Origin of the sequence: Selenomonas sp. FOBRC9, assembly GCF_000287655.1 — a bacterium.
Taxonomy (GTDB): domain Bacteria; phylum Bacillota; class Negativicutes; order Selenomonadales; family Selenomonadaceae; genus Centipeda; species Centipeda artemidis.
In genome coordinates this window covers 33,595-57,288 of record NZ_ALJR01000023.1, presented here as the reverse complement: position 1 = coordinate 57,288, position 23,694 = coordinate 33,595, and the positions used below count along the sequence as shown (strand labels likewise).

Below are 23,694 nucleotides of genomic sequence, written 5' to 3'. Positions count from 1 at the left end.
GCCCCTCCTTAATTTTTCCCAAAGAGTTTGCCTTTGATCGTCTCCCAGAGACTTTCCTTTGCAAATTCACGAAACGGAATGTCCTCGCCGCAGAGACGGCCTACCACGTCAAGATATGCCTGCCCCGCGGGGGAATCCGGCATTGTCACGCACGGCTCGCCGCGATTCGTGCTCGTAACGACCGTCTCATCGTCCGGAATCTGACCGATGCAGCCGACGGAAAGAATATCGTCAATGTCGTTCATATCGAGCATGTCGCCCTTTTCCACCATCTTCGGACGAATACGGTTGACAATAAGACGTATGTCCTCTTTGTCGGCGCGCCCCAGTTCACCAATGATCTTGTCCGCATCGCGCACCGCAGAAATCTCCGGCATCGTCACGACAATGGCAGTATCGGCGGCGGCAATTGCTGTCTTGAATCCCTGCTCGATACCCGCCGGACAGTCGATGATGATAACATCATATGCACGACGCAACTCCTCACAGAGCGCCGCAAGCTCCTCCGGATTCACCGCGCTCTTATCCTTGACCTGAGAGGTTGGTAAAAGATAGAGGGAGTCGTATTTCTTATGACGAACAAGCGCTTTCTTATACGGCACACGCCCTGTCGTCACATCTACCAAATCGTACATAATGCGGTTCTCAAGTCCAAGCAGGAGATCGAGATTACGCAGTCCCGTATCGGTGTCAATGAGCACAACGCTCTTGCCGCGCATAGCAAATCCGACACCGATATTGGCAGTCGTCGTCGTCTTGCCGACGCCTCCTTTGCCCGATGTCACCACATAGATCTCACTCATATGCTATCCTACCTCTCTATTGGTTCAATAACAATCTGACCGTCCCTCACATAGGCGCGCTCCGCCTTGCCGGAGTCCTCCGGTTCGTCCGGTGAACGCGCCACATAGTTCGCAATGCGAATCTGTGTCGGCATCAGATGATCTGCGATAATAAATGCAGTCGAATCCCCCGCTGCCCCCGCATGGACGACGCCGCGGCACGTACCCCGAATATCGACGCTGCCGCCCGCGATGATCTGTGCCCCGGGGTTGACGTTGCCGAATACGATGACGGAGCCTTCCGTCTCAACTGCCTGTCCACCGCGCAGTGTCTTGTCAATGACGAGCATTTGCCGGAGTTCCGAGGACTTTGCTGCGACCTGTACTGAAGAGTGGTGTGCCTCTTCCGGTTGGTCTAACAGAGGATTCTCTGCCGCAATTTGCCTCGCTGGCGACTTTGCCGGCACCGGTTTGGCAAGGCGACAGATAAGACCGTGCGTCCGAAAGAGTTCCTGCAGCTCCTTCAGCTCGTCTTTGGAAAACAAATCCCGCGGCACATATACAAGCGTACCGCGCAGAAAGAATCCGGAGCCGGACTCGAGTTTTCTCCCCAGTTCCTCCACAATCTCCGCAAAGGACATATCCGTCGGAAAAGCAAGCATCAGTCCGTTGTTTTCTCCCTTAATCTTGATCTTATCCTCACTCATTGACTTCCCTCACTCTTCCCCTGCGTACTCTCTATCTGTTTATCAAGACCGAATGCCGCCTCGAGAATCCGCCGCGCAATCGGTCCTGCCGCAACCGAACCAAACCCTCCCTGCTCCACGATGACCGCCACTACGACATTCGGATTCTTATAAGGACCGTATGCGACGAACCAACTATGGTCTCTGCCCTGTGAGTTCTCTGCCGTCCCGGTCTTACCCGCAATATCGACGGGAAATCCGGCAAAGAGCTCCGTGCCCGTGCCGAGTTTCGTCACACTATGCAGACCTTCCTGCACATGATGGATCACGCTTGGATCAACCTCTAAAGTAGAAAGCAGCTCCGGTTTGATCTCTCGCACTGTATTTCCATTTACATCGACAATGCGCTGTACAAGATGCGGACGGTAACGCTGCCCGTTTGCCGCAATCTCCGATACGACCATCGCCGCCTGCAGCGGTGTCACAAGATTGAACCCCTGACCAATCGCTGCATCAAAGGTCTCTGAGAGATACCATTCGCCGTCCTCGTAGTTATCTGCCTTGTACTTGCGGTTCGGTACAAGCCCTTCTGCCTCATAAGGAAGGTCAATACCCGTCCGCGTACCGAGTCCAAATAGACGTGCATAACGCTCGAGTGTATCCACGCCGAGGCGGTTTCCCATCTCATAGAAGTACACATTGTCGGAGTGTGCCATCGCCTGCTCAAAATCAATCCAGCCAAGCGCCTCTCCCCCCGCATTGGTCTTTGGAATAATCCAGTGCCGCCCCGAATCAAAAATCTTTTCCTGCGCTGTGACCTTGTGCTCTGCAAGTGCCGCCGTTCCCGTCACAATCTTAAACGTCGAACCGGGCGGATATTCTCCCGTAATCGCCTTGTTATCCATCGGATGATAGGGATTGTTGTTGAGCATATTCCAGTTCACGGTCGAGATTCCGCCCGCAAAGAGATTCGGATTGAACGCGGGACGACTCACCATCGCGAGGATCTCACCTGTCTGGGGGTTCATCACGACCGCCGCCGCAGCATGGGCATGGACGGCGGCAAGCTGATCGTCAACCGCACGCTCGGCTGCCTCCTGGATGTGGCTGTCAATTGTCAGTACAAGGTCATTTCCCGGTATAGGGGACTGACGTCCCAGAATTTGCACAGGGCGTCCCGAGACGTCCACCTCAACCTGCTCACCGCCTTTGATGCCGCGCACTTCCTTGTCATAGACACGCTCAAGACCAAATTTACCGATGATATCGCCGGACTTATACCCCTCACCCTTGCGGCGCTCCAGCTCCTCCTCGTTGATCTCGCTGACATAACCGAATACATGCGCAGCATATTCGCCGAAAATATAGTCGCGTACAGGCAATACCTCGACAACAACACCCGGATAACTGTCTTTTTGCTCCTCGATAATGGAAACTATATCGGGCAGGACATCGTTTTTAATACGAATTGGATCAAAACCGATATGCGCATCAATTTTCTTTTGAATCTCCTCGACCGGTACATGAATCAGCGCTGACACACGCGCAATGACCTCGGGCGAAATCGGCTCTGTAAGCGGCAGCAACGATACGGTAAAACCGGGTCGATTCGTTACGAGGAGTTCACCGTTGCGGTCGTAAAACGTCCCCCGCGCCGCTTCTGCAGGAATGATACGGATACGATTGCCCTCCGCGAGGCGCGCGTACAGCTCTCCATCATATACTTGGAGATACCCTGCGCGACCAATGAGGACGAGAATGATGCAGACCGCTACCACGCGCAGGAACTGCAGGCGGCCGCTGAAATCTTCATTTTCGTTCACAGTTACACTCCAAGAATATCCTTTCCTAACGCTTTGGCTGACTCATATGTTTATCGAGCCGAAACGTCATCCAATGAATCGGATAGGCGAAAATCAGCTGAAAGATCAGCAATAAAAAGAGTACGCGCCCCATGTGCAAAAACGGATTGTACCGATAGCCGAGTAAATACACGATCAGTGCTGAAATCACATATTTAGCGATTGTCGCCGCAATGGACGCCGTAATCGGCAAAAAAAACTGTTCTTTGAACACGCGATCAGAAAACCTGCCAAAGAAAAGCCCGATGAGCGTCAATGTGAAGGCATGCAGTCCAAAAAAAGAACCGATACTGAGATCCTCCAGCAACCCGAGAGAAAAGCCAACCAAGCTCCCCCTTGCACTGCCGCGCAGGAATGCATAAGACACTGTCGCCAAGAGAAGTAAATCCGGAACCACACCATATACAGCGATAAGCGGCATAAAAGAAAACTGTAAGACAAAGAGGGCAATGAAAAACAGGATTAAAAATCGATATTTCTTCACTGCGACTCCGCCTTTGTCTGTACCGATTTTGCCTGTGCCGCCGAAATCTCTGCCGCTGCGGCAGCCCCCGGGCTCAAGGGCATCGCTTGGATAGGATCGGGCGGTGCCTCACGTGATGCTGTGATGATCGCCACATCCTCGAGGCGCTGAAAATCCACCGCCGTCTCAATGACAGCAACTTTCAGGAGTCCACTGTCATCGCTCTTCTGTGCAGCAACATGACCGACCATGAGTCCCTTCGGATAGACCCCGCCAAAGCCCGACGTCACAACGGCGTCGCCGTCCTCAACATCGGCATTGCGCGGGATATTGACCATCTGCGGCATATACGGATTGTCCAGCGTCCCTGTGACAATGCCGTTCACACGCGAATCGGCGCGCTGAATGAGTGTTCCGACGGAGGAACGCACATCAAGGATAAGCTGTACTTTGGACGAGACCGGGCCGACCTCCATAATGCGTCCCACAAGACCTTTGCCCGTAACGACTGGCATGTTCTCTCGAACGCCGTCCTTTGCGCCACGGTCGACCACGATTGTGCTCGTCCAGAACGCCGCGTCACGTCCGATCACACGTGCAGCAAGGAGATCAAACTGATGCACAGACTCCTTATACGAGAGGAGTTCGCGCAAGCGCATATTTTCAGCGGCGTACTCCTCTGCCGTAGTATTCTCCTGCCGCAGCTGTTCGATCTCGTTTTTGAGCATTTTATTCTGCTCATGTACCGTTGCGATCTCCCAAATATTCGACGTCAGTGACCTAATCCGGCTGCCGCACCATGAGGCTGCCATCTCGAACGGTGCGAGCACCGTGCCCACTGTACTCGTCGATGCGGATGCTTGAAACCGCCCTCGTGCGGCAAAGAAAATGATGCAGAACAGAGCCAACAGAACGAAGAGCAACGCCCAGATCTTTGGTCCCGACTGCCTTGCCCGTCCGAGTCTGTCAATCATTGTTTCAGTTTCTTCGATGCCATGACAACACTCTTGAGGAGACCAATGTTCTCAAGTGTCCGCCCCGTCCCCTCGCCAACGCAGGAGAGCGCGTCCTCCGAAACGAGAACAGGCATTCCCGTCTCGTGTGAAAGAAGCTTATCGAGGTTCGTCAGGAGAGCACCGCCGCCCGTCATCATGATGCCGTGATCCATGACGTCTGCCGCGAGTTCCGGGGGCGTCTTTTCGAGTGTGGTCTTCACTGCATCAATGATCTTGTAGATCGGCTCGTTCAGCGCTTCCCGAATTTCCTTCGCATGAATCGTCAGGGTCTTTGGGAGACCGCTTACAAGATCCCGCCCTCGAATATCCATCGTACGATCCATGTCCGGCGTTACAATCGCGGTGCCAACCGTGATCTTAATCTCCTCCGCCGTGCGCTCACCGATCATGAGATTATACATGCGCTTGATGTACTGCACAATTGCAGAGTCCATCTCGTCGCCGCCGATTCGAATAGATCGGCTCGTCACGATGCCGCCGAGCGAAATTACAGCGATCTCCGTCGTACCCCCGCCGATATCGACGACCATACTGCCCGTTGCCTCTTCGACCGGAAGCCCTGCACCGATCGCCGCAGCCATCGGCTCCTCAATGAGATATGCTTCGCGTGCGCCTGCCTGTTGTGCAGCATCGATGACCGCACGCTTTTCTACCTCCGTGACCCCTGACGGAACACCGACCACCACACGCGGACGGACAAACGACTTTGAGCGCATTGCCTTACGAATGAAGTATTTCAACATCGCCTGCGTCACGTCAAAATCCGCAATCACGCCGTCCTTCATTGGACGAATCGCGACAATATTGCCGGGTGTACGCCCGATCATCTGCTTTGCTTCCTCGCCGACGGCAAGCACATCTCCCGTATCATTCTTTATTGCAACAACGGAGGGCTCGCGCAGTACGATTCCCCTGCCCTTTACATGCACCAGTGTATTTGCAGTACCGAGATCGATGCCCATATCGTGTCCACCAAAAAGACCAAACATTGTAAAAGGAGTCTCCTTCCATCAGATGAAAATACATCGCTTAAGTATAATTCCGGTTGCATATATGCTTACACAGAATATGCTACGTCAGTATATCATACGCAAGTTTATTTTTCCATGAGATTTTATCGGAAAAATACAATAGGTTACGTTGGCTAAATTACAAGTACTGCCAGCGGAGAAAAATTATGTATCCGAATCAATGCAACAAACTGCGGCGCATCAGCCCTTGATATAAAAGGCTTATAGACACAACCGCTAATTTCTTGTATAATGCGTTCATCAATTCATCATAAAAATTATGATCCTTAGGGGGACGCGATATGGCACTTATTGTAAAGAAATTTGGCGGAAGTTCGGTTGCGACGCCCGAGAAGATAAAGAACGTCGCAAAGCGCATCCTCAGCGAAAAAGCCCCCGACGATCGGATTGTCATGGTGGTCTCGGCGATGGGCGATACGACGGACGATCTGATCGCGCTGGCGGAGCAGGTGGCTGACACGCCGTATCAATACGCGCGCGAAATGGACATGCTCATGACGACGGGCGAGCAGGTCTCTATCGCGCTGCTCACGATGGCGTTTCGCTCCATGGGACAGCCCGCTATCTCGCTCACGGGCGCGATGGCAGGGATGAAAACGGACAGCGCGCACACGAAGGGGCGCATCATCGGGATCGAGCCGGCGCGTGTGCATCAGGAACTGGACAAAGGAAATATCGTCGTGATCGCCGGATTCCAAGGAACCGATCCCGCAGGCAATCCTGTGACGCTCGGGCGCGGCGGTTCCGATACCTCCGCCGTTGCGATTGCGGGAGCGATCGGCGCCGATACCTGCGAGATCTACACGGACGTCGACGGAATCTACTCCGCCGATCCGCGCATCGCGCGGGGTGCGCGCCGTATGCGCGAGATCACATACAACGAGATGCTCGAGATGGCGCGTCTCGGCGCGGGCGTCATGCAGCCGCGCTCCGTGGAGATGGGACAGCTCTACAAGATCCCCATCCATGTCCGTTCGACATTTACGACAGAACCCGGCACGATCATTAGGGAGGAATATACAGTGGAAGAGAAGTCCTTTATCATTCGCGGTGTGACGCATGACGAGCACGTTTCGAAGGTCGCCGTCCTCGGCGTTGCCAATGTCCCGGGCGTCGCGCACGAGATTTTCTCAGCGCTGGCGGACGCGAACATCGACGTCGATATGATCGTGCAGAGCCTGCGCAGCGCCGAGTCCAACATCACCGATATGATCTTCACCGTCGCCTCCATCGACGCGCCGGAGGCAAAACAGGTCGTCGAACGCATCGCGGATAAAATCAACGCGTCCTCCGTGCTCATCGACAACGACGTGGCAAAAGTCTCCATCGTCGGCGCGGGGATGCTCGGCAGTCCCGGGATCGCCGCGCGCATGTTCGGCGCACTCTCGCGCACGAAAATCAACATCGAGATCATCAGCACCTCTGAGATCAGCATCTCCTGTCTCATCAAGGGCGGTAGCGTGAAGGAAGCCGTCAATGTGATTCACGACGAGTTCTTCCCCGACGCGCATTGATGTACGCGCAGGATATACCGACCGGCGGCGTTGAATACTTGTATACACTCCCGTGCGCCGTGGACATCGCCCCAATAACGCGCTATGATTCATGCGACGCAGTATATAAAGGAGAGTGTATTTAACATGGCATTTCAGATGGCGGCATCCCATGCAGCCGGAAAGCAATTAAAGGACGCGATTTTCGGCGCGAGCGCGGCATGTCGTGCCGCGAGTGAAAAGTATGGCGCGGATCGCGTGACGAACGCCACGATCGGCGCCGTCATGGACGACGCGGGGAAACTGGCGCATCTGCCGACCGTGGAGCGCATTTTCCGCGCCCTCCCCATCGAGGACTATATCGCCTACGCCCCGATCGCAGGACTGACCGCATATCTCGATGCGGTCATCGACATCACCTTTGCCGGCAATCGCCCGGACGGATACCTCGGTGCGATCGCATCCGCCGGCGGCACGGGGGCACTGCGTCTCGCGGTCGCGAACTATGTGGAAAAGGGCGACAAGGTGCTGACCTCCGATTGGTTCTGGGGCACTTACGGCGTGATCTGTCAAGAACTCGGCTGTTCCACCACGAATTTTACGTTGTTCGACGCGCAGAACAATTTCAATCACGAAGCGTTCGCCGCGTCGGTCGACGAACTTCTGCGCGTACAGGACAGTCTGCTCATCATCCTCAACACGCCCGCGCATAATCCGACGGGATACAGTCTCTCGGCATCCGATTGGGATCACGTCTTGGACGTTGTAAAGAAATATGCGGCGGCAGGGAAAAAGATTGAGTTGCTCGTCGACATCGCCTACATCGACTTTGCCGGCGAAAAAGTCGCAACGCGCGCATTCATGCAGAAATTCGCGGGGCTTCCCGAGAGCATCCTCGTCCTCTTTGCATTCTCCATGTCCAAGGCATACACGTTCTACGGGCAGCGCTGCGGCGCACTCATCGCCCTCTCGTCGAATCAATCCGTGATCGCAGAGTTCAGCGAAATCACGAAATACTCCGCGCGCGCAACGTGGTCGAACATCAACCGCGGCGCTATGACGCTCCTCACGCGCATCGAGCAGGACAAAGCCGCCTATGCCGCATATGAGGGCGAGCGCGACGCTCTTTATCGGCTCGTACAGGAACGCGGCGACATCTTCATGCAGGAAGCGGCGGCGTGCGGACTCCCCGCACTGCCCTACAAGGGCGGCTTCTTCCTCGCCGTTCCCACGGACGATCCGCAGGCGGTCTGCGACCGCCTCCACGAAGATCTCATCTTCGCCGTGCCCCTCAAAATGGGCGTGCGCATCGCGGCATGCTCCGTGCCAAAGGATAAGATGCACGGTGTCGCCGAGAAAGTAAAGCGCGCAATGGACAAAATTTCTTAACAATCCTTGACAATCCGGATGAAATTTCATAGAATAGCAACGTGTGATATTTTTCATGTATCCATTAGCCCCGGAGTCGTGAGTGTATATCGCATCAACACATAAAAAAACTCTTATCTCTCTAGGGGGGAATTACGTGAAAACCACGGTTATGGCAAAAGCTTCCGATGTTGAGCGCAAGTGGTATGTTGTAGACGCCGAGAATCAGACGGTCGGACGCCTTGCAGCGGAGATCGCGAAGATTCTTCGCGGTAAGAATAAGCCCATTTACACGCCGCATGTCGACACCGGTGATTATGTCATTGTTATCAATGCTGAAAAAGTAAAGTTCACGGGAAAGAAGCTGACGGACAAGACCTATTTCCGTCACTCCGGCTATCAGGGCGGCACGACGTTCACAACTGCCGGTCAGATGCTCCAACGCTTCCCTACCCGCGTCATTGAACATGCCGTTAAGGGTATGCTGCCGAAGAACAGCCTCGGCGCGCAGATGTTCCGCAAGCTGAACGTATATGTCGGCGCAGAGCATCCCCATGCGGCGCAGAAGCCGGAACCGCTGTCGTTTGACATTCGCTGAGTTTCGTAAAAAGGAGGAATCTGTTCAATGGCACAAGTTACTTACTACGGCACGGGACGCCGCAAGACCTCTGTCGCCCGCGTTCGCCTCGTTCCAGGTGACGGCAAGGTGACGATCAACGGTCGCGATATGTCCGAATACTTTGGTCTTAAGACTCTCGAGTTGATCGTTCGTCAGCCGCTGAACCTGACGGAGACGGTTGACAAATACGACGTCATTGCCAATGTGGCAGGCGGCGGTGCATCCGGTCAGGCAGGCGCGATCCGCCACGGCATCACGCGCGCCCTTATCGAGATGGACGCGGAGCTTCGCCCGGCACTGAAGAAGGCGGGCTTCGTCACGCGTGACCCGCGTGAGAAGGAACGCCGCAAGTACGGTCTCAAGAAAGCGCGCAAGGCTTCGCAGTTCTCGAAGCGTTAAGTGCACGAACACAAAGCAATATAAAAATCCCCTCTTCCGGCAAAGAAGACGGGATTTTTTATTGACATTTTCTCTATATTAACCTATTATGTATATATAAAAAATAGGTTTTATGAAAAGAGGCTCACGTCATGAAAATTTCCGCGAAGGGACGGTATGGCATCGCCGCGATGGTTTTTCTTGCCCGCAATTACGATGCCTCCTCCCCCATCACCATCATCAGCATCTCCGAACATCTTGGCATCTCGAAGATATATCTCGAGCAGGTATTCTCGCTCCTCAAGCGCAGCCGGCTCGTCAATTCCATCAAGGGCTCGCAGGGCGGCTATCAGCTCTCACGCCATCCGCGCGAGATCAACGCGTACGATGTGCTCTCCTCCATCGAGATCTCGCTGATTGAAAAAGCGGGTCCAGCGACGGATAAAATGGACGCGCTCAACCGTATGCTCTCGCGCTGCGTCTTTGACGAACTCGATCGAAGCATCCTTGAGACACTGCGCGGCATCAGTCTCGAGGATCTTCTCACCGCGCTGAACCATGAGGAAACGGACGACAGCCTGATGTATTTTATCTAATACGGTGCATGTAAAATCGGCTGCATGGAAAAACTTCCATGCAGCCGATTTTTTATACGGCAAAATAGGAAACAATAAAGAGAAGCCCGCCAATGCATCCGCCGACGAGCGAGCCGTTCACGCGAATCCACAGGAAATCCTGCTCGACCTTATCGTAGACGAGCCGATTGAGCTCATCGTCCGTCAACCGTGCGAGCACATTCTCAACGATGACGCCGACGAGCGTCTGCGCATGGAGCGCGGAGCGCGCGAGCAGGTCGTACAAAACCTTTGTGATGATCTTTTGCAGATCGGGGCTCTGCTCGATGAGGGAAAGCATGTGCCGATATTCCACCCGGATGATGCTGCGCAGATGTGTATAGAGTTCTGGCATATGCTCCTCAACAGCGTCCACATGTCGTGCACGATCCTCTTCGAAATGTCTGCGCATCTGATCAAAGAGACGTTTCAGCGTCTCCTCTATGGGCAGTTCATCCGCGATGCGCACTTGCAGTTCGCGTGCAAGAGAAAGGATCTCCTCGTCCCTGCGCAGATCCAAAAGACATGCTCTGCAAAGCGACAGCGCCTTCTCCTGCAATGGCGAGCCGTCCGCCGCGATCTCGTCGAGCGCCGTGCAGATATGGCGTTGAATGAGGGAGGCACCCTCTTCCAAATTGACGGTATTCGTCAACTCGAGGAGACGCGAGAGAAATCCATCCCCTAATTTTTCGTGCTCCATACGTTCCAGCGCATCTCGAATCGAATGCCACATCTCCTCGGTGAGTGCTTCTTTTTTGAGCAGGACAGCAAGTTTTACAAGACCGCTGCGATCCCATGCATTTTTTTGGGAGGTGTCGACGATCCGATCGATCAGTGCGGCGATATTCTCCTGCAAAACGAGATTTTTAATACGTCCGGACAAATAGGAAATCATCTTCGTATTGTGCCCGCGCAGGAAGGATGCACGGAGGAAATGCATGACAGTATTCGTCAGCCCTTCTTCTGTCTCGGGACGCCGGAGGTATGCCTGCATCATCGGGACGAGATGAATTTTTTCAATATGGCGGAAGATTTTGCGCCGTGAGAAAAATTCCTTCTGTACCATCACGACAATCGCGTGAATGAATCCCGCACGGCGGCGCGGGAGCAGCGCCGTGTGGTACGGGAATCCGAGCGGCTTCTTAAAAAGTGCGGTCACGGCGAACCAGTCCGCCGCCCCGCCGACGAGCGCCGCCTCGCTGACGGCGAGCAAACCGCCCGCCCATACGGCGCCGGGATAGGAAAGATGCAAATAGAGCGAAATGAGGAAACAGAGGAAGGAGAGGAGCAACGCCCTGTCCGCAGTGTTCAGAGAGCGCATCATAGTCCCCACATCCTTTCCGCGAGGGTCACGCACAGAGAGAGCCCCATGCCGACAATAGCGCCGACCACGGCACCGTTGACGCGGATCATCTGGAGATCGCCGCGCACCTTTCGTTCGATGAACGCGATCAGCTCGTCGTCGCTTTTTTTGCTCAGATATTCGCGCACAAATACTGCGACGAGATCGTGATGCTTGTCGATCTCCGCGGCGATCAACCCCTTCACGAAGCGATCCGCGCGGCTCTGCCACGCGGCGGAGTGTACGAAGGTATCTAATTTTTCATTGAGGAGCTGCTTGAGGTAAGGAACCCAGAACGGACGTGCGCCTTTGACCCGCGTTTCGATAAAGTCGACAATCATTGACGCGATGTCAATATGTTCGGCAAGATGTATCTTATATTGATACAGTATATCACGCAGCGCAGGATCGCTCCGAACGGCGGTGACAAACGCGCCAAGCGCCGCCACGCCGTCGATATGGCGCCAATGCTCCGCTTCGAGCGCGCTCTCGAGCATCTCGTCGAGGTAGTCGGTCAATCCTTCGACAATCATCGCGTCGTCGAAAAATGACAGGACAAAGGCGCGTATCATACCGTCCCCCTCATACTCCGCACGCATGGAGGCAACGTTCTCATGCAGCAGTTCCTGAAAGGCATCCGTCCGTATGATGCGGCGCCCCATGCGAACGAATACGTTAAAGACGCGATCTGCATGGGGATGCTCCGCAAGAACGGAGAGCAGCTGTGCGAGACTATCCTCGAGAGGCAGGCTCCGCAGCGCCTGTATGATATAGGGGGTCAGCTCCCGCGCGGCGTTCTCGCTGTCCACTCCCGCCGTGATATGATGCAATATGTCGACCGCCGCATCAACGAGCCGTTCGCGCCCCCCGCGATGCTCTAAGTACTCTACGAGGAGCGCGCCGATATTCTCCTCTGATACAACCTGCATGATGTTATCGCGGCTGAGGAGATCGCTCGACGAGAACGATACGAGGGACTCCATAATGCGCGCCCGGTTGCGCCGCAGGATATCCGTCCGATGCGATATGCCGAGCGGACGCCCGAAAATCGCCTTGATGGCAAACCAATCGGCAAGCCCCCCGATCGTCGCGGCGAGAAATCCGTGATGCAGCGTACTCATGAGAATACCGCCGCCGCCCATCGTGGACGCGGCGCCGATCACGCTGACGGCAAGCGCAAGATTCGCTTGATTTTCCTTCTGCACAGAGGTCGCCTCACATTATTTAGAGTGTCGGCACGAGTGCTTTGAGATAGTCGCGGAATGGTGCCCCAAGATCCGCACGTCGCAGAGCAAACTCTACTGTCGCCTGTAAAAATCCGAGTTTATCCCCCAAGTCGTAACGCTGTCCCTCAAAATCATACGCATAGACCGCTTCACGCTGTGCCAAGACCTTGAGCGCATCCGTGAGCTGGATCTCCCCGCCCTTGCCCGGTGTCGTATTGCCTAGGATCTCAAAGATCCCCGGGCATATGATATACCTGCCGAGCACCGCCATACGGCTTGGCGCTTCTTCGAGCGCAGGTTTTTCCACCATATCGTGAACGCGCATCAAACGCGCATTCCCCAGGTTCTTGCCCGCAACGATGCCATAGGACGATACCTGCTCGTCCGCGACAACCTGACAGCCAAGTACCGAGCCGCCTGTCTCCTCGTAGACGTCCATGAGTTGGCGCAGCGCCGAGCGCTGCGGATGATAGACCACGTCGTCGCCAAGCAGAACTGCAAACGGTTCATTCCCTACAAAGCTCTTTGCACACAGGATCGCATCGCCGAGCCCTCGCATATATTTTTGGCGTACATAATGCACGTTCACATCCGTCGTCTCTCGTACGAGATCCAAGAGTTCCTGCTTTCCCTTGCGCTCCAGTTCATGTTCCAGCGCCGGTGCCGCGTCGAAATGATCCTCAATGGCGCGCTTCCCGTGTCCGCTGATGATGAGAATGTCCTCAATACCGCTCGAGAGCGCTTCCTCGACGATATACTGGATGGTCGGCTTGTCCACGATGGGGAGCATCTCTTTCGGTGTCGCCTTAGTCGCGGGGAGAAATCGCGTGCCATATCCTGCGGCGGGAATCACTGCTTTTCGTATCGGCTGTCTCGTCATGTACATTGCTCCTAGCTTCCGCTGTAAATAAAGCGCGAGGTGCTTTCTGCCCCGCGCCCATATATCCTAAAAAGTTACGTCCGTGCCAAAATTTCCAATACGGCGTCGCCGATCTCCGACGTCTGCGCCGTACCGCCAAGATCAGGCGTGAGCGTCCGCCGTTCTATGAGCAGTGTCTCAATGGCGGATAGAATCCGCGCGCCCCAAAGAGGTTCGCTGAGAAAGTCCAGCATTTGACTCACCGACCAAATCGACGCCAGAGGATTTGCAAGCCCTCGCCCCGCGATATCCGGCGCACTGCCGTGAATCGGCTCGAACATTGACGGGAACCTGCGCTCTGGATTGAGGTTTGCACCGGCGGCAAGCCCCATGCCGCCTGCAATCGCAGCTCCTAGGTCTGTCAGAATATCACCGAAAAGGTTGCTTGTCACGACGATCTCAAACCGTTTCGGATCTTTGACAAAGAACATGCTCGCCGCATCGACGAGAAGCGTATGTGTCTCGACATCGGGGTAGTCCTCGCCCACCTCTGCAAAAATCCGATCCCAAAAGACCATGGAGTAACGCAGCGCGTTCCCCTTCGATATTGAGGTCAAAGAGCGCTTCTCTTGCCGTGCCAGCTCATAGGCATAGCGAATCACGCGTTCACACCCGTGGCGCGAGAACACCCCCGTTTGGAGCGCCATTTCCCGCTCCGTCCCCGGATAGAGATGCGCGCCGACATTGGCGTATTCGCCTTCACTGTTCTCCCGCACGACTATCATATCGATATCGTCCGGCAGAGCGCAGGCAAGCGGACAGGGGGCTCCTTTGAGGAGTTTTACCGGGCGCAGGTTGATATATTGATCAAAGCCTCGGCGAATGCGCAAGAGCAAGTCGCCGAGCGATATGTGATCCGGCACGCCGGGGTATCCGACGGCACCAAGATAGACGGCATCGAACACACGGAGCGTATCGAGTCCATCCGGCGGCATCATCTCTCCGGTTCTGAGGTAATATTCGCATCCCCATGGAAAATCCTCAAATGAGACGGTAAACGTACCGCTCATCCCGGCAATGCCGGAGAACACTTTCTTGCCTTCTGCCAAGACCTCCGGTCCGATCCCGTCGCCTGCGATCACCGCAATATTAAAATGCTTCATCCAGAACACCCCCTTTTCGATCGACTTTCTAAAAATGTGTCGGCATTAAAACGAATCCGCAATCGTCTTAATCAAAAGTGACTGCTGCTGGCGAGGAAGATCGCTGCGATGTAAGGCGCGGCCAAATCCAATCAAGAAGTCAATTTTTTGCAGTTTTGTCAGCGTCGTATTATCACGCAAAACCTGTGTGAGTGCGCGCATTCCCTCAACCGTAGGATCTTTTTTTAACTGAATTTCCATGGCGAGCTGACCGGCAAGAATATGGCGGCGCACTTCATCCGAAATGCCGGGGAGTGTATCATCCTGCATCTGCTGAGGTCGCGGTGTCAGCGCGGGAACTCCTTCGGGGCGCACGGAACGCTCAGGAACCGCTTGCAGAGAATGCCCCTCCTGACGCATCCCCTGTGAGAGCGGTGCATCGAGACTATCGAATCGCTCCGGTTTCTTCGGCGGTGCAGGCACATCCGCAGGAGGGTTCAGTGTAAACTGCTCATGCGGCATCTGCGCATAGCGAGGGCGTTCCGGTTTCTGCAGCGCTTCTTCCCCTCCAACAGCTGCCATAGACATGCTCTGCTGCGGCACGGAGACAGCAGCCTGTGTCGGCATCTGTGCTGCGGGCTGATGCATATGATCTATCGGCATCTGCGATCCCTGCATGGGAGGCGGCGGTACAGGCATATTCTGTGCAGGTTCCCGGTGCATGTCTTCCGGTGGTACGGACGGAACTGCGGGACGCGGAGGGATGACACGCGGCGGCTCGTTCTCTGGCACAACCTCTACGTGAGGAAGACCTTCTCCCTGCATATTCGTCCGACCGACGAGCTGCTGCGGCGCACGCCCCTCTTTTTCCGCCTGCTTCGTCTCGCGCTTCACGTCCGCCGCCGTGATGATGACGGGCTTTGCTTTCTGCGCGGAGAGCGTGAATGCAGGCGTATTGCTGCGCGCTGCGATACGTGTATCCACGTCATCCCAATGAAGACGTGCTGCACGCTGCGGAGCCGTGTGCGACGTCTGTTTTTGTACGGGTGCCGCCGCTGATTTTTTCTGTGCGGAGATCGATGCCTCATAGCTGTCCGATGCCGTATTCTCCTCCATCTTCGGCTGCCGGGTCTGATCCGTAACAAGCCGGTTCGAGTGAAACAGCTCCTGAGAATCCACCGTCCCTGATGTGGCTGCCGATGCCGTACCGGAAGAGAGTGCCATAAGCACGGCTGCAGTAATCATTGTTTTCTTCGACGAACCCTTCATTTGGAATCTTCTCCTTTATCTTTCATCCCTATCCTTAACAGCTCTTTTATTTTTGTGCTCCCGCGAGCGTTCGTGCCCCCTCTACAAACGCGGATACCGATGCGGCGCGCAGTTCCGGATTATCGATCAGCTCTAGTCCGTACCGCTCCCCGTTCGCACTGCGGAAAAACAATACTGCCATCTGCGTGTCTGCGTGTGCCGCAGCATCGACGACACCATCTCCGTCCTCATCAATCTCGATTTCCTTCGCCGTCATAGCAAAAATTGCCTTATTTCGCTCCGTTAGATTGACGAGCATGATGCCCTCGTAGCCGTTGCTGCCCATGATCCCCTTGAGAAGCGTCTCTGCCTGTTCCCGATCAATGCTGTTCAGATCCGGCAGTGCATCCGCGGAAAATGCATCCACGAGAACCACCCACGCATACTTGATATTATATTCCTCGTTTTCAAAAATCAGCACCTCCCCCTTGCGCCCTTCATACAGCACTGAGGCAGGAATCACTCCGACAGGCGCTTTAGGGCACATAATGCGGTAGCCGTAAGCCTTACTTTCATAAAGATACGGAAGAACCGTCTGTGAATGTTCCTGGACAGCCTGCTCCATTGGCTTTGTCGCCGGAACTGTGTTTTCGGCATGTGCTGTACCAAAAAGGAGCAGCGATATACCGGCTGCCGCTAATATATGTTTCGTGTGTTTTTTCATGAAATACTCCTTATCATATCCACAGTCATCCACAATGCTTTTTCCACAGAGGCACGCTTATTTTCAAGGCGTGTCCCCAAAAACCGGTTCTCAGAGACCACGGTGCCGCTCGGTGAAGATACGGCGATGTAGACGAGCCCGACGGGCTTGCCCACCGTCCCGCCGCCGGGGCCTGCAATGCCCGTGATGCCGACGCCGATATCGGTGCGCATGAGGGTGCGTACTCCCTCCGCCATCGCACGCGCCACAGGTTCCGAGACCGCGCCGCAGGAGGCAAGGCTCTCCTCCGGCACACCTAGAATGCGCGCTTTCACCTCGTTCGTATAGGAGACGACGCTCCCCGTCAGATACGCGGAGCTGCCCGGCACATCCGTCAGCGTACTCGTGAGCAGTCCCCCTGTGCAGGATTCAGCACAGGAGATCGTAAGACCGTTCTCCTCGAGCAGCCTGCCGATCTCGGCGGCAATCGCCACAATGTTCTCCGCCATCAGCCGACCTTCTCTCCCACAATATCGTAGGTAAACCCTTGCAACAGGCGCACCCTCACAATATCCCCGATACAGCTTCCCACGTCGCCCTCGATGTAAATCTGCCCGTCCACCTCGGGCGCCTCGCGATAGGAACGCCCGACGGCAATCCCCTGCTGCTCGCTGTCGCGCCCCTCGATGAGGACGTCGATCTCCTTATTTTCAAGCGAAATATTGATCTCCTCGGAAATCTTGCTCTGAAGGCTCATCAGGTCATGGTACCGCTCCTGCATGACCTCCTCGGACACCTTTTGACGCATGAGCGATGCCGGCGTGTCCTCCTCCTCGGAGTAAGTAAAGATGCCGAGCTTATCGAACCGCTGTGCCTCAACAAAATCGCGCAGCGCCTGATAATGCGTGTCCGTCTCCCCGGGAAATCCAACGATAAACGTCGAGCGAATCGTCACGCCCGGGATGCGCTCACGCAGTTTTTGGATGAGCCGCTCGATGCCCGCGCGCGTATCGGGGCGGTTCATCGAGCGCAGCACCGCGTCATGCGCGTGCTGGAGCGGGAGATCAACGTATTTGACGACCTTAGGCTCCGTGGCAAAGACCTCGATGAGTTCGTCGCTGAAATATTTCGGATAGCTGTAGAGCACACGGATCCACGATATTTTTTCAATCTTGGCGAGCTCCCGCAGGAGACTTGCAAGCATCGGTTTGCGGTAGAGATCGAGCCCATAGTTCGCGCTGTCCTGCGCGATGAGAACGAGCTCGCGTACACCGCTCTCCGCCAGCTCCCGCGCCTCGGATACGATGTCCTCCATCGCGCGGCTGCGGAACCCGCCGCGGATGAGCGGGATCGCACAGAACGCGCAGCGGTGATCGCAGCCCTCCGCGATTTTCACATAGGCGGTATAGTTCGGCGTCGTCCGCAGGCGCGGCGTATGTGCATCGTAGATGGTATCGTCCTCGCCCGCAATCACAAGGCGTCGTCCCTTCAGCGTCTCCTCGACAACCTCCATGATGCGGCTCCACGCCCCCGTTCCGATGATGGCGTTCGCCTCCGGGATCTCGTCGAGGAGCTGCTGTCCGTATCGCTGACCGAGACATCCCGCCACGATGAGACTGCGGCAGCGTCCCGTCTCCTTATAATCCGCCATCCCGAGCACGGTCGTAATGGATTCTTCCTTCGCCGACTGAATGAATGCGCAGGTATTGACGATCAGGATATCCGCCTCCGCCGGTTCTGACGTGAGTTCGATGCCATGCTCCCGCATGATGCCGAGCATAACCTCCGTATCCACTAAGTTCTTTGCACAACCGAGACTGATGAAACCTGCTTTCACTGACAAAACTCCTCCGGCTTTCGCCCCATATTTATTCCCCGCTGAGCCGCACTTTTTTTACCCAGCGATCGAGGAGCTTCTCCTTCTCTTCCTTGGTAAAATAAGGGTGACTTTGAAACATTGTAATATTTTTCCCCGCAAATGTCTGATACGCGAGCGTCGCGGGATTCGTCGTTAGAAAATAGAACCGATGTCGGGCAAGCGCGCGCTGCGCCTCGTCCGTCAGCAGCCAGTCCGCGAACTGCTCCGCCTCATGCGCGTCCCGCTCCGCGGCGCGAAAGGCGATGCCTGTGCCGAAGACCACGGCACACGTCCCATCCGTCGGATAGAGTACGCGAATCGGATAGTCGCCCCGCACATAGCGCAGCGTCTCACTCAGTACCGCGATGGAGAGATCGACCTCCCCCATCCCCGCCTGACGCACCGGCGTGTGCAGATACCGCGAATACTGCATGATCTTCGGCTGAATGGCGCGCCACATGTCAAACGTCTGCTGCTCGCCGTACTCCGCGATCATACTGTAAAGAAGATTGGACGCCGCATCCGCCGCCATAAAATCCGTCGTACCGATGCGGATATCGCGCTGCTGCGTCAGCATCTGCCACGAATTTGGCAAATCGAGATGCGTCCGGAGATAGTCTTGATTGACCGCAAAGACGATGGGGTCATACCACACCCCAGTCCAGAATCCTTTCTCGTGGCGAAAGGATGCCGCTACCTGATCGCTCTTTTCCGACGCATACGGAACGAGATACCCCGCCGCCGCCGCACGGTCGAGAATCTCCCGCTCCGCCAGCACGAGCGACGCCTTCCCGCTCCCCGTCTCCTTAGACTGCTCCCGCAGACGATTGAATATTTCTTCAGGCGGAATCTGAATGAAATTGACCCTGATATTGTGTTCCGTCTCGTACTCCTCAGTGAGCGCCATCGCCGCCTCGGTCGGCAGCGACGTGTACGCCGTGATCTCCTGCATCGACCGCCGCTCCGCACCGCGCGAATGCGACGAGAGATGCACTGACACGAGGACAGCCGTGAGCACGAGGAATACGGACACCATAACAAGCAGCGAATATCGCCTCATGTAAAATCCTCTTGCACGCATAAGCATATACCTATATGCCATTATATATTTTACCAAAACAAATAGCAATAGGCGTTAGTAGGAAAATCTCTTAAAGCATTGATATATCTAGCTTTACGCCTATTATCCACCAACAAAACACATGCGTATAAATACACCTAAATGGAGATTTCCACCGCATTTTGTAGACAAATTGTAGACAAGAAAAAGGGACGGTATCATGCCGCCCCCTCTTTTTCCGTCTGTATTCTGTTACCATTCCGCGACCGTATAGATTACGGAGCCCCCCTTAACGTCGCTGCCCTGCCCGTGCGCGAGAGCTTCCCATCGACCGACCTGCAATCCTGCCGTCCAATATGTACGGCTGTCAACCTGCGTCACGCCCGTCTTGATCTTGCGCCGCTTGTCGAGGTTAATTTTGTATACGCCGACTTGATAATCTTTGTTCTCGGGCTGCGGGGCGACGACCGTCCTATCCGTCTTTTCGAGAGCGGCGGGCGGCAGTGTCTTATCATTATGATTGATGCGCTCCTGCACCTGCGCCGCCGCACGCTCCACGGTCGGCGCGGTGACCGTGACATGTGTCACGGGCTGCACCTTGCCCTCCTGCGCGCGCTCTATGGCACGGGCGAGCTGCTGTGCTTGCCCCTCGGATACTCTCAAGCGCTCGCGCAAAGTATCTGCGTCCCGCGCCTGCTCCTCGGTCATGATCTGCGCTTGCCTTAGCGCCTCCTGCGTATGCGCGTGGTAGCGGTATGTGAGTACACCAACAACGGCGAGGACAAGGATGCACGCCGCGGCGATAATGATTTGCTTGCGTGTGATGTTTTCAAGCATGGGTTATTCCTCCTCCGCACCTATAGGTTCATACGTTTTCTCGAAGATGTACGGCTTGCATGGATAAAACTCTCCATTGACGCCGCGAATAATGAAGTCGTTCACGCTTGCAACCATAGCGCCCTCTAACGTATGAACGATGAGGTTTGTTCCCCCGTTATACACTTCACCGACAGCATCGCAGGCAAAGGCTTTTATCTCATCAAGGTTATTGTCATGCCATTGGACAGCATCAATGACAACGGGTCTTTTTCTGTATTTCATTTTACCGCCTCAATTCTGCGCGTACCAATTCGCCTTACCCCGCACTTCCGGCAGCAGCACATAAAGATTTGTTCCGGGGCACGCTGTCGGCATGAGATCGCGGTGCCCGACGACATGATTCTCATCAATCGGCAGACCGTAGTCCGTGCAGAGATTCGCGAGCAGCATCGCGAGGGATTCGATCTGCGCCCCCGTTGGATCGGCGAGCTCGAAATTCCCGCAGACGTGAATCCCGATCGTGTGATTGTTGTGCTCGTATGCGTGTGCGCCGACCGTCCAATGCAGACGCCCCGCCTCGATCGTGCCACTCTTGCGTATGACATAGTGATAGCCGATGCCCGCCCATCCCTGCGCCCTGTGGCTTGCGTGGATCTCTTCTGCGGACAGATCGTCGTCGTACGGATTGCCCGTGTGATGGATGACAATCTGATCCGTCGCCATACGCTTGCTGAGCTCTCCAAAAGACAGCTCCGTGTCCTTGATGTTTACTCTTTGCATTTCTGATCCTCCTTTTCTTCCTCGTACTGATCCGGGATACCGTTGTTGTCACGGTCGATAAATGACTTTGCGAGGAATCCGATGACCGCGATCCACGCCGCCGACGCAATCTCATGAAGGAAAGCGCGGAGCTCCACGAGATCAGCCCTCGGCTGCGTGTACCAGTCGTACGTCCATGCGCAAACGTAGATTGTGCAGCACAGGATGATCAGTATGGCGTACCATACGATATAACGCATGGCAGCATGACTCTTCGGCATGGATTTGACATATGCCCCTGCCCTGCCGATCCACTGTGCTATCTTTGCGCCCATCGTTATCGCCCTCCGAGCGCCCACGTGAGGATTGTCGCGAAGATACCGACGAGCGTCGTGCTCATCCCAATCGTCCAGCACACGTCCCTTTTGAAATCGTCGATCCGCTTGTGCGCGGATTTGAGGGACGATTCGATCGCAGCGATCTGTCTGCCGATACTATGTAGCTCATCCTTGCAGGCAGGATGCTCCCTCCGTATTACCGTGAGCTGCTCCTCAATCCTTGCGAGCCGCTCGGTTAAAGACTGATCCATATGCGTTCCTTTCATTGCATCAAAATAGCCGCCCGATTGAGCGGCTATCCTTCATTCCTACATTCTTATCCCTCACGCGTCGCGAGATATTCCGCAACATCCTCTCGGTACAGCTCCGGCACGATGGGCTTCTTGTCCTCGTTGTCCTCATCAACAACGAGCCACTTCCCGGCGCGTACCAAGAGCGCATACACGGGGATCATGTATTTGTTCTTCGTCTTCATTTCTTGTCACCCCCTTTCAGAGCTTCTACTTCAGCTTTCAAAGCGGCGATTTCCGCCTCCTGTGATGCAACAGCCTCAGCTAGCGCAACTGCCGTTTCATCGACATCCGGTTCAGACGGTGTTTCTCGTGGTTCGACTTTCGGCGCAGGGGGAGCGCTGACAGGCTTACCCGTGGCGGCATCGCGGATGTAACCCGTGCCGTTGTCCCCCTGCCCGCGATTGCCAACATAGTGATGGTAATCCTCTTCTGTAATCGGGACGTAGCCGCCGTCAAGATAGGATTGCCGTTCTTCGTCCGTCGCGTAGTGGACGCCTTCGCATACGGTCGCAGTGCGGCGTCCTGCGTCGTCAAATTTTGCTAGATATTCCATAACTGGGTCCCCCTCCTTGTTAATGACCTATCGCGATAAACTGAACCGGGTGTCCGTTCTGTGGGGTGCCAATATCGTCAGGCCACCATGATGCTATAAACTGAGTATTTGAGATAAGGCTGAAACCAACTCCATATTCGTAGCTTACGCTACCCCCCGTTATCATGAATGCTTTATTAGGAAACTCAATGGGGAACGCATAGGACCTAGCGGCACTTGACAAGCCGTCAATCGTACCCCACTGTATGATGAGCCCATTTGCGAACTTGACCCACCCGTTCTGGGCGATCGAGCTTGCCACGATGCCACCCGTATTCTGTGCAGTGATTTTTTCGAGGATGTCGGAGAGTGACTGCCCTCCGAGCCGATCTGCGCTATCAGCTTTGCCGATGAGTCGTCCTTCAAAGCCTTCATCGGCTTTCATTTTTCCGGATGTATAGACATGTTTTCCGTTATAGGCTCGTATCCAGTCGTTATCAGTCATGTGCCAGCCGCCGCCGTGGCTCTCGAAGTAGAATCCACTGTCATCATGCGCACGGAACCAATCCCTAGTATTAAAGGTTGCTGCCCAAAGAGCACCGCTCATCGTGTCGCCGCTCTTGCTTACCTTCTCGGCGAGATTATTAAGGATCGTCGTTGCAAAGTTCGGGTCGTTCCCGATTGCCTTTGCCAACTCCTGCAAGGTGTCAAGAGCGGCGGGACTGGAGTTCACGAGCGCAGTTATCGCCGCGGCGACAAAATTGGTTGTTGCGAGCTGATCGCTGCGCGTTCCTGCCGATGCCGTAGGCGCGGTCGGCGTGCCCGTGAGAGCAGGGGATTCATACGCATCCGCATGCAGGTGCTTCTTGTGTACAGACTTCTCTGGATGATCGAGCTCGGCAGCGGTGCGGTGGGTGTTGATTCCATCTGCCGCGGCGCTCGTGATTGCTTCCTCGAGGTATCTTGTGATGCCCTCGACGTCGTTATCCATGCAGTCATGTCCTCGTTTTACAATGAGGTTTGCGATTGCCTTGCACATTGCCGACCATTGATAGTACATCTTGTTGTGCATACGTGAGAGCGCCATTCCGGGAATAACACCGCCGATGCGCTGTGTCGCTTCTTTATACTCCGAGTCGTTATAGGTGCGCTCTGGCATATTCTCCTCGTTGAAAATCTGGAAGTTTGTCTTTGCCATACCGA

The 23,694-nt window shown here is 55.1% G+C and carries 28 protein-coding genes; 5 read left to right on the top strand and 23 right to left on the bottom strand.

Annotated features, from left to right (window positions below; genetic code table 11):
• Positions 1 to 8: 8 nt before the first annotated feature.
• The 6 genes from minD to HMPREF1147_RS05375 are packed head-to-tail and all read right to left on the bottom strand — an operon-like array spanning position 9 to position 5,798.
• Positions 9 to 803 (bottom strand): septum site-determining protein MinD, encoded by a 795-nt coding sequence (gene minD / locus HMPREF1147_RS05400; protein WP_009348685.1) that lies wholly within the window; start codon positions 801 to 803, stop codon positions 9 to 11.
• A gap of 8 nt (positions 804 to 811) precedes the next feature.
• The gene (gene minC, locus HMPREF1147_RS05395) at positions 812 to 1,489 is read right to left on the bottom strand and encodes a septum site-determining protein MinC (RefSeq protein WP_009438433.1); all 678 of its coding nucleotides are present in this window, start codon (positions 1,487 to 1,489) and stop codon (positions 812 to 814) included.
• On the bottom strand, positions 1,486 to 3,291 hold the full coding sequence (mrdA, locus tag HMPREF1147_RS05390; protein WP_009657987.1) for a penicillin-binding protein 2: 1,806 nt from the start codon (positions 3,289 to 3,291) through the stop codon (positions 1,486 to 1,488). The genes minC and mrdA overlap by 4 nt, the downstream gene beginning before the upstream one ends.
• A 25-nt stretch (positions 3,292 to 3,316) precedes the next feature.
• Entirely contained in the window at positions 3,317 to 3,814 is a 498-nt protein-coding gene (mreD, locus tag HMPREF1147_RS05385; protein WP_009348681.1) for a rod shape-determining protein MreD, read from the bottom strand.
• A complete protein-coding gene (gene mreC, locus HMPREF1147_RS05380; RefSeq protein WP_037351208.1) occupies positions 3,811 to 4,767 on the bottom strand; it encodes a rod shape-determining protein MreC in 957 nt (318 codons plus the stop codon). Before mreC ends, mreD begins: the two co-directional genes overlap by 4 nt.
• Entirely contained in the window at positions 4,764 to 5,798 is a 1,035-nt protein-coding gene (locus HMPREF1147_RS05375; protein WP_009348678.1) for a rod shape-determining protein, read from the bottom strand. The genes mreC and HMPREF1147_RS05375 overlap by 4 nt, the downstream gene beginning before the upstream one ends.
• A gap of 323 nt (positions 5,799 to 6,121) precedes the next feature.
• Between HMPREF1147_RS05375 and HMPREF1147_RS05370 the strand changes: the two genes are divergently transcribed.
• The 5 genes from HMPREF1147_RS05370 (at position 6,122) to HMPREF1147_RS05350 (ending at position 10,294) form a co-directional block, all read left to right on the top strand.
• Positions 6,122 to 7,354, top strand: coding sequence for an aspartate kinase (locus HMPREF1147_RS05370; protein ID WP_009438570.1), 1,233 nt, complete (start codon positions 6,122 to 6,124; stop codon positions 7,352 to 7,354).
• 126 nt (positions 7,355 to 7,480) lie between these two features.
• Complete coding sequence (locus HMPREF1147_RS05365) at positions 7,481 to 8,722, top strand: aminotransferase class I/II-fold pyridoxal phosphate-dependent enzyme (protein WP_037351207.1); 1,242 nt, start codon at positions 7,481 to 7,483, stop codon at positions 8,720 to 8,722.
• 151 nt (positions 8,723 to 8,873) lie between these two features.
• Positions 8,874 to 9,299 (top strand): 50S ribosomal protein L13, encoded by a 426-nt coding sequence (gene rplM, locus HMPREF1147_RS05360; RefSeq protein WP_009348673.1) that lies wholly within the window; start codon positions 8,874 to 8,876, stop codon positions 9,297 to 9,299.
• A 27-nt stretch (positions 9,300 to 9,326) separates the two neighbouring features.
• A complete protein-coding gene (gene rpsI, locus HMPREF1147_RS05355) occupies positions 9,327 to 9,719 on the top strand; it encodes a 30S ribosomal protein S9 (RefSeq protein WP_009348672.1) in 393 nt (130 codons plus the stop codon).
• A gap of 131 nt (positions 9,720 to 9,850) precedes the next feature.
• Positions 9,851 to 10,294, top strand: a complete 444-nt coding sequence (locus tag HMPREF1147_RS05350; protein ID WP_009348670.1) for an Rrf2 family transcriptional regulator — start codon at positions 9,851 to 9,853, stop codon at positions 10,292 to 10,294.
• Between the two features lie 52 nt (positions 10,295 to 10,346).
• On the opposite strand, the gene HMPREF1147_RS05345 is transcribed toward HMPREF1147_RS05350, so the two are convergent.
• The 17 genes from HMPREF1147_RS05345 to pilV form a co-directional block, all read right to left on the bottom strand.
• The gene (locus HMPREF1147_RS05345; protein WP_009657994.1) at positions 10,347 to 11,636 is read right to left on the bottom strand and encodes a DUF445 family protein; all 1,290 of its coding nucleotides are present in this window, start codon (positions 11,634 to 11,636) and stop codon (positions 10,347 to 10,349) included.
• Entirely contained in the window at positions 11,633 to 12,859 is a 1,227-nt protein-coding gene (locus tag HMPREF1147_RS05340; RefSeq protein WP_009658011.1) for a DUF445 domain-containing protein, read from the bottom strand. Before HMPREF1147_RS05340 ends, HMPREF1147_RS05345 begins: the two co-directional genes overlap by 4 nt.
• A gap of 19 nt (positions 12,860 to 12,878) precedes the next feature.
• A complete protein-coding gene (gene galU, locus HMPREF1147_RS05335) occupies positions 12,879 to 13,760 on the bottom strand; it encodes a UTP--glucose-1-phosphate uridylyltransferase GalU (RefSeq protein ID WP_009438390.1) in 882 nt (293 codons plus the stop codon).
• Positions 13,761 to 13,834: 74 nt separating this feature from the next.
• Positions 13,835 to 14,902 (bottom strand): tartrate dehydrogenase, encoded by a 1,068-nt coding sequence (locus tag HMPREF1147_RS05330; RefSeq protein WP_009658018.1) that lies wholly within the window; start codon positions 14,900 to 14,902, stop codon positions 13,835 to 13,837.
• Positions 14,903 to 14,947: 45 nt separating this feature from the next.
• Positions 14,948 to 16,150: a hypothetical protein gene (locus tag HMPREF1147_RS05325; protein ID WP_009658017.1), complete on the bottom strand. Its 1,203-nt coding sequence runs from the start codon at positions 16,148 to 16,150 to the stop codon at positions 14,948 to 14,950.
• Positions 16,151 to 16,196: 46 nt separating this feature from the next.
• A complete protein-coding gene (locus tag HMPREF1147_RS05320) occupies positions 16,197 to 16,853 on the bottom strand; it encodes a hypothetical protein (protein ID WP_009438416.1) in 657 nt (218 codons plus the stop codon).
• Entirely contained in the window at positions 16,850 to 17,341 is a 492-nt protein-coding gene (locus tag HMPREF1147_RS05315) for a CinA family protein (RefSeq protein WP_009657992.1), read from the bottom strand. The genes HMPREF1147_RS05320 and HMPREF1147_RS05315 overlap by 4 nt, the downstream gene beginning before the upstream one ends.
• A complete protein-coding gene (rimO, locus tag HMPREF1147_RS05310) occupies positions 17,341 to 18,669 on the bottom strand; it encodes a 30S ribosomal protein S12 methylthiotransferase RimO (protein ID WP_009658024.1) in 1,329 nt (442 codons plus the stop codon). The genes HMPREF1147_RS05315 and rimO overlap by 1 nt, the downstream gene beginning before the upstream one ends.
• Before the next feature lie 31 nt (positions 18,670 to 18,700).
• Positions 18,701 to 19,750, bottom strand: a complete 1,050-nt coding sequence (locus HMPREF1147_RS05305) for an ABC transporter substrate-binding protein (protein WP_009657997.1) — start codon at positions 19,748 to 19,750, stop codon at positions 18,701 to 18,703.
• A 252-nt stretch (positions 19,751 to 20,002) separates the two neighbouring features.
• Positions 20,003 to 20,587: a hypothetical protein gene (locus tag HMPREF1147_RS05300; RefSeq protein ID WP_009657979.1), complete on the bottom strand. Its 585-nt coding sequence runs from the start codon at positions 20,585 to 20,587 to the stop codon at positions 20,003 to 20,005.
• A 3-nt stretch (positions 20,588 to 20,590) separates the two neighbouring features.
• On the bottom strand, positions 20,591 to 20,851 hold the full coding sequence (locus HMPREF1147_RS05295) for a hypothetical protein (protein ID WP_009657983.1): 261 nt from the start codon (positions 20,849 to 20,851) through the stop codon (positions 20,591 to 20,593).
• 9 nt (positions 20,852 to 20,860) lie between these two features.
• The gene (locus HMPREF1147_RS05290; RefSeq protein WP_009657974.1) at positions 20,861 to 21,349 is read right to left on the bottom strand and encodes a peptidoglycan recognition family protein; all 489 of its coding nucleotides are present in this window, start codon (positions 21,347 to 21,349) and stop codon (positions 20,861 to 20,863) included.
• Positions 21,337 to 21,663: a hypothetical protein gene (locus HMPREF1147_RS05285; RefSeq protein WP_009658020.1), complete on the bottom strand. Its 327-nt coding sequence runs from the start codon at positions 21,661 to 21,663 to the stop codon at positions 21,337 to 21,339. Before HMPREF1147_RS05285 ends, HMPREF1147_RS05290 begins: the two co-directional genes overlap by 13 nt.
• A gap of 2 nt (positions 21,664 to 21,665) precedes the next feature.
• Positions 21,666 to 21,917, bottom strand: a complete 252-nt coding sequence (locus tag HMPREF1147_RS05280; protein ID WP_037351204.1) for a hypothetical protein — start codon at positions 21,915 to 21,917, stop codon at positions 21,666 to 21,668.
• A gap of 65 nt (positions 21,918 to 21,982) precedes the next feature.
• Positions 21,983 to 22,141, bottom strand: a complete 159-nt coding sequence (locus HMPREF1147_RS05275) for a CD1375 family protein (protein WP_009658030.1) — start codon at positions 22,139 to 22,141, stop codon at positions 21,983 to 21,985.
• Positions 22,138 to 22,512 carry a hypothetical protein gene (locus HMPREF1147_RS05270; protein WP_009658032.1) on the bottom strand — a complete coding sequence of 125 codons (375 nt, stop codon included), beginning with the start codon at positions 22,510 to 22,512 and terminating at the stop codon, positions 22,138 to 22,140. The genes HMPREF1147_RS05275 and HMPREF1147_RS05270 overlap by 4 nt, the downstream gene beginning before the upstream one ends.
• Positions 22,513 to 22,531: 19 nt before the next feature.
• Complete coding sequence (gene pilV, locus HMPREF1147_RS11920) at positions 22,532 to 23,689, bottom strand: shufflon system plasmid conjugative transfer pilus tip adhesin PilV (RefSeq protein WP_009658010.1); 1,158 nt, start codon at positions 23,687 to 23,689, stop codon at positions 22,532 to 22,534.
• Positions 23,690 to 23,694: the final 5 nt, after the last annotated feature.

Bases quoted from the DNA above. Each gene is read 5' to 3' on its own strand.
- minD (WP_009348685.1), bottom strand. From the start codon at position 803: ATGAGTGAGATCTATGTGGTGACATCGGGCAAAGGAGGCGTCGGCAAG.
- minC (WP_009438433.1), bottom strand. From the start codon at position 1,489: ATGAGTGAGGATAAGATCAAGATTAAGGGAGAAAACAACGGACTGATG.
- mreC (WP_037351208.1), bottom strand. From the start codon at position 4,767: ATGATTGACAGACTCGGACGGGCAAGGCAGTCGGGACCAAAGATCTGG.
- HMPREF1147_RS05375 (WP_009348678.1), bottom strand. From the start codon at position 5,798: ATGTTTGGTCTTTTTGGTGGACACGATATGGGCATCGATCTCGGTACT.
- HMPREF1147_RS05370 (WP_009438570.1), top strand. From the start codon at position 6,122: ATGGCACTTATTGTAAAGAAATTTGGCGGAAGTTCGGTTGCGACGCCC.
- HMPREF1147_RS05365 (WP_037351207.1), top strand. From the start codon at position 7,481: ATGGCATTTCAGATGGCGGCATCCCATGCAGCCGGAAAGCAATTAAAG.
- rplM (WP_009348673.1), top strand. From the start codon at position 8,874: ATGGCAAAAGCTTCCGATGTTGAGCGCAAGTGGTATGTTGTAGACGCC.
- rpsI (WP_009348672.1), top strand. From the start codon at position 9,327: ATGGCACAAGTTACTTACTACGGCACGGGACGCCGCAAGACCTCTGTC.
- HMPREF1147_RS05350 (WP_009348670.1), top strand. From the start codon at position 9,851: ATGAAAATTTCCGCGAAGGGACGGTATGGCATCGCCGCGATGGTTTTT.
- HMPREF1147_RS05345 (WP_009657994.1), bottom strand. From the start codon at position 11,636: ATGATGCGCTCTCTGAACACTGCGGACAGGGCGTTGCTCCTCTCCTTC.
- galU (WP_009438390.1), bottom strand. From the start codon at position 13,760: ATGACGAGACAGCCGATACGAAAAGCAGTGATTCCCGCCGCAGGATAT.
- HMPREF1147_RS05330 (WP_009658018.1), bottom strand. From the start codon at position 14,902: ATGAAGCATTTTAATATTGCGGTGATCGCAGGCGACGGGATCGGACCG.
- HMPREF1147_RS05325 (WP_009658017.1), bottom strand. From the start codon at position 16,150: ATGAAGGGTTCGTCGAAGAAAACAATGATTACTGCAGCCGTGCTTATG.
- HMPREF1147_RS05320 (WP_009438416.1), bottom strand. From the start codon at position 16,853: ATGAAAAAACACACGAAACATATATTAGCGGCAGCCGGTATATCGCTG.
- HMPREF1147_RS05315 (WP_009657992.1), bottom strand. From the start codon at position 17,341: ATGGCGGAGAACATTGTGGCGATTGCCGCCGAGATCGGCAGGCTGCTC.
- HMPREF1147_RS05305 (WP_009657997.1), bottom strand. From the start codon at position 19,750: ATGAGGCGATATTCGCTGCTTGTTATGGTGTCCGTATTCCTCGTGCTC.
- HMPREF1147_RS05300 (WP_009657979.1), bottom strand. From the start codon at position 20,587: ATGCTTGAAAACATCACACGCAAGCAAATCATTATCGCCGCGGCGTGC.
- HMPREF1147_RS05295 (WP_009657983.1), bottom strand. From the start codon at position 20,851: ATGAAATACAGAAAAAGACCCGTTGTCATTGATGCTGTCCAATGGCAT.
- HMPREF1147_RS05290 (WP_009657974.1), bottom strand. From the start codon at position 21,349: ATGCAAAGAGTAAACATCAAGGACACGGAGCTGTCTTTTGGAGAGCTC.
- HMPREF1147_RS05285 (WP_009658020.1), bottom strand. From the start codon at position 21,663: ATGGGCGCAAAGATAGCACAGTGGATCGGCAGGGCAGGGGCATATGTC.
- HMPREF1147_RS05280 (WP_037351204.1), bottom strand. From the start codon at position 21,917: ATGGATCAGTCTTTAACCGAGCGGCTCGCAAGGATTGAGGAGCAGCTC.
- HMPREF1147_RS05275 (WP_009658030.1), bottom strand. From the start codon at position 22,141: ATGAAGACGAAGAACAAATACATGATCCCCGTGTATGCGCTCTTGGTA.
- HMPREF1147_RS05270 (WP_009658032.1), bottom strand. From the start codon at position 22,512: ATGGAATATCTAGCAAAATTTGACGACGCAGGACGCCGCACTGCGACC.
- pilV (WP_009658010.1), bottom strand. From the start codon at position 23,689: ATGGCAAAGACAAACTTCCAGATTTTCAACGAGGAGAATATGCCAGAG.